A 6,075-nucleotide genomic window follows, 5' to 3' on the forward strand; every position below is an offset into this window, starting at 1 on the left:
CAATCGTCGCCAGAATATGGCATCGAGTGCCGAAATGGAAGGGCAGGTTTGACGCTTCCGCATCCGCGGGTGGGCCGGCGCCGCTCCACCTCGCCCCAGCACATCGCCGACGTCGCCATCGAGCTGTTCACCGCCAGAGGATTCGCCGAGGTGAGCGTCGACGATGTCGCGCAGGCCGCCGGCATTTCACGGCGCACGTTGTTCCGCTACTACGCGTCCAAGAACGCAATCCCGTGGGGAGAATTCGACGCTCACCTGGCCCACCTTCGGGAGCTGCTGGATTCGGTCGGGGCACAGGTTCCGCTGCGGACGGCGCTGCGGGCAGCGTTGTTGTCGTTCAACACCTTTGATGACTCCGAAACCGTCCGCCACCGCAAGCGGATGCGCGTCATCCTGCAGACCGCGGAATTGCAGGCATACTCGATGACGATGTATGCCGGCTGGCGTGAGGTGATTGCGGACTTCGTCGCGCGGCGCTCGGGGGCGAAGACCACGGACCTGGCTCCGCAGACCGTCGCCTGGACGATGCTCGCGGTGGCGCTGTCGGCCTACGAGCATTGGCTGCGCGACGAGTCCGTGCCACTCCCCACGGCGCTCGGCAACGCTTTTGACGTCGTCGGCGCGGGATTGGAGAGCCTGAACATATGACCGTGACCAACGAGCATCTGCTGCATACGTTGCGGTCGCAGGGACGGTTCTGCGGCGCCGCCGGCTCCGCGATGTACGACGACCTGTTCGAACTGGTGGCCACCGACGTCGAACGCGGCGGTGTGTTCGCGGCGATCTTGTCCGGTCATGAAGACGACTCGTCCGGCGCGGCGGTGCCGTTGCGGCTGCTGGGCGGTTTGCACCGCCTGGTGCTCGACGGCCGGGCGGCGGTGTTGCGCCGCTGGTATCCCAGTAGCGGCGGCCGCTGGGACGCCGACGGGGCCTGGCCCGACATTGTGGCCGTCGCCGCCGAGCATGCCGATGCGCTGCGCGCCGCCCTGGGGCACCCGCCGCAGACCAACGAGGTCGGCCGCTCGGCCGCCCTGATCGGTGCATTGCTGTGGGCGAATGACGAAACCCGGCTACCCATACGGCTTTTCGAAATCGGATGCAGCGCCGGACTCAACTTGCGGGCCGACCACTACCACTATCGTCACGGCGGCGGGCAGTGGGGACCGGCCACCTCACCGGTCATCATCGACGACGCGTGGCACGGCCAGTTGCCTCCGCCCGGCGACGTGCGGATCGTGGCGCGCTACGGATACGACATCGCGCCGGTCGATGTGACCGGCGACGACGGGGAACTGACCGCGCTGAGCTACGTCTGGCCCGACCAGGCCGGTCGGTTAGCGCGATTGCGCGGCGCGATCGCGGTCGCCCACGCGGTGCCGGCGCGGTTGATGCGGCAGACGGCGGCCGACGCGGTCGCCGGTATGACGCTGGCCAACAGCGCCTTGACGGTGCTGTGGCACTCGATCACCTGGCAGTACCTGTCCGAGGAGCAACGCCGCGGCGTGCGGGACGGGGTGCAAGCATTGGGCGCCCGGGCTCACGCCGGCGCGCCGTTCGCCCACCTGACGATGGAGCCGGCCCGCGACGGCACCGACGGTGCGCTGAGGTTCCTGGTGCGCGCCCGACGGTGGCCCGGCGGAGCCTTCGTGGTGCTGGGCGAGTGCCACGCCCACGGTGCCCCGGTTCATTGGCGACAGCCGGGGTTCACCGAGTTCTAGGCGGCCGCTTCGGGATTGGCGATCCGAATGGGCGACCCGTCCAGCCAGGCCACCACTGCCTCGATGCTGTCGGCGTAGAAGGCGGAAAGCGTTTCGCGGGTGACGTAGCCCAGGTGCGGTGACAGCGTCACATTCGGCAATCTACGCAGCGGATGGTCGGGGTCGGGCGGTTCGACGTCGAAGACGTCGATGCCGGCTCCGGCGATGCGCCCGGTTTGCAGCGCGGCGATCAGTGCGGCCTCGTCGACGATCGGTCCCCTCGAGGTATTGATCAAGTAGGCGTGCGGGCGCATCAGGGCAAGTTCAGGCTCGCCGACCAAACCCCGGGTCCGGTCGGAGAGCACCACATGGACGGAGACCACGTCCGAGGATCCGAACAGGGTCGCCTTGTCGACCCGGCGCACACCGGCGGCCGCGGCCGTCTCCTCGGTGAGATTCTGGCTCCACGCAATGACCTTCATGCCGAACACGTGTGCGTACTCGGCCATTCGCTTGCCGATTCTGCCTAAACCCAGCAGCCCGAGCGTCTTGCCGGAAAGGGTCATGCCGACGCTGCTTTGCCAACCGCCCTCGCGCATCCGCCCATGCTCATCGGCCAGGTTGCGCACCGTGGCGATCAGCAAGCCCCACGCGAACTCCGGCGTGGCGTCGCGGACCCGGCCGAACCGGGGATGGGTGAAGTCCGAATGAGCAACCAGGACTTGGTGTTGCGTCGCGGCGGCCATGTCCAGGTTGGGCAGGCTCCGGCCGACGATGGTGATCAACTTCAGGTTCGGCAACCGCTCGATCAGCGTGCGCGGCAACGCCATTCGCTCCCGCACGGTACAGATCACGTCGAACGGGCGGAGCTCTTCGGCCGCCTCGGCTTCGGACAGATGCCGGTTGAATACGGTGACCTCGGCCCGGCTCTGCACCTCAGACCAGTCGGCGAGCTCGAGGGCCACGCCGGCGTAGTCGTCGAGTATCGCGACTCGCGGCATGCCGGGTCAGCCCAGCAGTTCCGAAATGGGCGCCGCGGCAGCGATCTTGCTGCGCGCCTTCATCACTTTGCCGGGCATCCCGCCGCCGACCACGCCGACCACCACCCCGTCACGCTCGTAGTAGGCCAGAAACTTCCGGCCATCGTCTGAGACCAGGTGCACGGTATCGGTTGCCTCCGGCTCGCCCAGACATTGGATCTTCACGTCGTACTGATCACTCCAGAAGTAGGGCACCACCGTCACCTCGGGCACGTCCTGACCCAGCATGGCGGGCACCACCACCCGCGCCTGATCGGCCACGTTGCTCCAATGTTCCACGCGGGCTTGATGTCCCGTCGCATCGCGCCAGGAAGCGACGTCGCCCAGCGCCCACACGTTCGGCGCGCTGGTGCGGCCCGCCTCGTCACAGACCACCCCGTTGTTCACCTCGATGCCGCTCCCGTCCAGCCAATCGGTGGCGGGGCGTGACCCGATACCGACGACCACCAGATCGGTCGCCAACTCGGTACCGTCGGTGAGCACCACGGTCTCGACCCGGTCTGCACCGCGCACCTCGGCCACGCCGACACCGGTGCGCACATCCACTCCCTCGGCACGATGCAGCCGCGTCACCAGTTCACCGATCTGCTCGCCGAGTACCGCGGCCAGCGGCGTCGGCTGGGGCTCCACCAGGACGACCTCGACACCGCGGCTGCGCAAGCTGGCGGCGACCTCGCAACCGATGAAGCCCGCCCCGATCACCACGACGTGCTGCGCCTTGCCGGCGTGCTCGCGCAGCGCCAGGCTCTCGTCGAACGAGCGCAGCACGCAGATCCCCGCCAGGTCGGGGAACGCCGGAATGCGCCGCGGGATCAGTCCCGTCGCGATGACCAGCTCGTCGTAGCCCAGCACGGTCCCGTCGGAAAGGGTGAGCGTCCGCGCGGCGGTGTCCAGGCCGGTGGCCGCCGCGCCGAGACGCAGCGTGATGTTCTTCTCGTCATAGAACTCGCGCGGCTTGAGCGCGACGTCGTCGACCTCGTTGCGCAGCACTTCCTTGGACAACGGCGGACGGTCATAGGGCAGATGCACCTCGTCACTGACGATCGTGACGGGTCCGGTGTAGTCCGATCGGCGCAACTGCTCGGCCGTGCGGGCGGCGGCCAGCCCACCGCCGACGATCACGATTCCGTTATTGCTCACGTGGAGTTCTTAGCACGCGGGACGATCAGTACTTTAGGGCGCCCTTATCAACCGGGATCTGGGCTCCGGTGACCGTGCCGGCACCGTCACCGGCGAGCCACACGACGACATCGGCGACCTCGTCGGGCGACATGAAGCCGTTGGGTTGCAAGGGCATTGGTGGGAAGCTGTGCACGAAGCTGGGGTGCTTGGCAAAGATCTCCATCATCGCCTCGGGCTCGATCATCGGCGTGTCGATCGAGTACGGGTGGATGGAGTTGACTCGGATGTCGTATTCGCCGAGCTCTAGCGCCAGGGTGTTGGTCAGGGCGGTAAGACCGTGCTTGCTGGCGGAGTAGTGACCATTGCCGGGCGTGGCCTTTACTCCGGCCGACGAACTCACCACCACGATGGACCCACCGTTGCCCGCCTCGATCATCGCGGGCACCACGGCGCGCAGGGTGCGCCAGGTTCCGGTCAGGTTGATGCCGATGACGGTGTCCCATTGCTCGTCGGTGAGCTCCCAGACACGGCCCCAGCTCAGCACGCCGGCGTTAGCGACCAGGATGTCGAGGCGCCCGAACTGCTCGACACCGTCGGCCACCAATTGTCGCAGGGCGGCGTCGTCGCGGATGTCGACTTGGCGGGCCAACACCTTGCGGCCCTCGGCTTCCACCAGCCGAACGGTCTCGTCAAGATCCTCGGGTGAGGCCGGCGTGTACGTCACGCTGCTCGATGTCCGGGCGCAGATGTCAAGCGCGATGATGTCGGCACCCGCGGCGGCCAGGCGGACCGCGTGCGCCCGACCCTGTGCGCGGGCGGCGCCGGTGATGAAGGCCACCCGTCCCTGTAGTGATCCGTCGCGTCCCGACACGGCACGCCCCTTTCGCCCGGCCTCAATGCCGACTGACAGGCTAGCAGCGGAACTGGAACGTGTTCTAACTCGGCTCGCGTGATCGGCCGGATCAGATCTCCGAGATGATCTGGGTTCGCCGCGCGTTGTACTCCTCGTCGGTCAAAGCGCCGCTGGCACGCAATGTTTCGAGCTGCTGGAGTCGCTCGCCGATCGACGGTTGGGGCGGCGTGACGACCGAGGTTGCACCGGCGGGTGCGCCCTGCCCGGCAGGTGCCTGCTGGGCGGCGCGGCGTACCACGGCGTGAATTCGTTCGCGCAGCGCCGGGTTCGATCGGATGTCGACCATTCGGTTGAGCGGGATGTTGTTGTCCTTGAGCAGCTGCAAAATCTCCATCAGCGGGCCGGCCTGCCCGCTGAGGTCGTAGGTTCTGTTGTCCTCGGCCACGGTGAACTGGGCGGGCACCAGCCCATTCACCAAAGCGCTTCGCTCCCAGTCGATTTGGTATTCCTGGGTGGCCGGGTCGAGCAGGACCACCAGCTTGCGGGCGGTGAGGTTGCCTAACCGGGTCACGCTGGCAAGCACCCGGTCTTGGGTGTTGAAGGGTGCGAACCCCGGTCCCGAGATGTACAGGTCCACTTTCACCAGCGGCTGATCGTTGATTCGGGTTCCCGTTTCGGTGAGGCCGGTAATCTGCGCGAGGGCCAGCACGCCGTGTTGTTCCAGCAACGCCGACTTGGCCGCAGACTTGGCACCGTAGTTGGTCAGCGCGAGCGCAATCAGGACGTCGGCCACCGTGATCAGCAGACCGACGTAGAACATCCATTGCAGCAAGTCGCCCAGACCGAGGGTGAAGTAGACGACCAGGAAGATCGGGCCGACCAAACCGCCGCACAGCAAAACCACCAGCTGAGTCTTCAGGTAGCGCGCCAACACGTGTCTCTCCTCGCCTTGCCGGGAAGTCCGTGTCAGATTAACGCCGTGGCGCGCCCCGTAGGGGCAAACCGTGCGGGCTTCAGCGACTCGGGGCGCTCGGGCGGCCCTTGGCGGGGTTTGTCGGCGAGGGTGGGGCCGGTGTGTTCGATGCCGGTCGCACGGCCGCCGGCAGCATGGTGGCCGACGATAGTCCCGCGGCCTCCGCACTGACCGGCGCGGCCGCGGCGCCGAACGAACCCGAGGCATCCGGGGCCGCGGATGTTGCCGGCGCGGTCACGCCCGGTGCATACGGCGCGGTGTGCGCCGCCGTCGCAGCGGTGGCCGCCGGGTTGGCCGTATTGCCCGGATTGGCCGGGGCCACCGAGCCTGCCGGCGCTGCCGCGGCCGACGCCGTGGTCGCCGCCATCGGGGTGACCCCCACCCCGCCCA

General features: G+C 67.7%; 6 protein-coding genes and 1 pseudogene. 3 read left to right on the forward strand and 4 right to left on the reverse strand.

The features are described 5' to 3' along the window. The first annotated feature begins 48 nt into the window (after positions 1 to 48). The gene (gene mftR, locus AWC25_RS25825; protein ID WP_069402629.1) at positions 49 to 648 is read left to right on the forward strand and encodes a mycofactocin system transcriptional regulator; all 600 of its coding nucleotides are present in this window, start codon (positions 49 to 51) and stop codon (positions 646 to 648) included. Beyond that, positions 645 to 1,718, forward strand: a complete 1,074-nt coding sequence (locus AWC25_RS25830) for a DUF2332 domain-containing protein (protein ID WP_244899612.1) — start codon at positions 645 to 647, stop codon at positions 1,716 to 1,718. Before mftR ends, AWC25_RS25830 begins: the two co-directional genes overlap by 4 nt. Here AWC25_RS25830 and AWC25_RS25835 read toward each other — a convergent pair. The 4 genes from AWC25_RS25835 to AWC25_RS25850 all read right to left on the reverse strand — a co-directional run bounded on the left by AWC25_RS25835 (position 1,715) and on the right by AWC25_RS25850 (position 5,646). After that, positions 1,715 to 2,698, reverse strand: a complete 984-nt coding sequence (locus AWC25_RS25835) for a D-2-hydroxyacid dehydrogenase family protein (protein ID WP_069402631.1) — start codon at positions 2,696 to 2,698, stop codon at positions 1,715 to 1,717. The genes AWC25_RS25830 and AWC25_RS25835 overlap by 4 nt on opposite strands. Positions 2,699 to 2,704: 6 nt before the next feature. After that, on the reverse strand, positions 2,705 to 3,877 hold the full coding sequence (locus AWC25_RS25840; protein ID WP_069402632.1) for an NAD(P)/FAD-dependent oxidoreductase: 1,173 nt from the start codon (positions 3,875 to 3,877) through the stop codon (positions 2,705 to 2,707). Between the two features lie 25 nt (positions 3,878 to 3,902). After that, entirely contained in the window at positions 3,903 to 4,730 is an 828-nt protein-coding gene (locus AWC25_RS25845) for a mycofactocin-coupled SDR family oxidoreductase (protein ID WP_069402633.1), read from the reverse strand. 91 nt (positions 4,731 to 4,821) lie between these two features. After that, entirely contained in the window at positions 4,822 to 5,646 is an 825-nt protein-coding gene (locus tag AWC25_RS25850; RefSeq protein WP_085168184.1) for an SHOCT domain-containing protein, read from the reverse strand. A 140-nt stretch (positions 5,647 to 5,786) separates the two neighbouring features. On the opposite strand from AWC25_RS25850, the pseudogene AWC25_RS25855 reads away from it, so the two are divergent. Next, a pseudogene (locus tag AWC25_RS25855) lies at positions 5,787 to 6,075 on the forward strand (hypothetical protein); the annotation flags it as partial.

Source organism: Mycobacterium sherrisii (genome assembly GCF_002102355.1).
GTDB lineage: Bacteria > Actinomycetota > Actinomycetes > Mycobacteriales > Mycobacteriaceae > Mycobacterium > Mycobacterium sherrisii.

Bases quoted from the DNA above. Each gene is read 5' to 3' on its own strand.
- AWC25_RS25830 (WP_244899612.1), top strand. From the start codon at position 645: ATGACCGTGACCAACGAGCATCTGCTGCATACGTTGCGGTCGCAGGGA.
- AWC25_RS25835 (WP_069402631.1), bottom strand. From the start codon at position 2,698: ATGCCGCGAGTCGCGATACTCGACGACTACGCCGGCGTGGCCCTCGAG.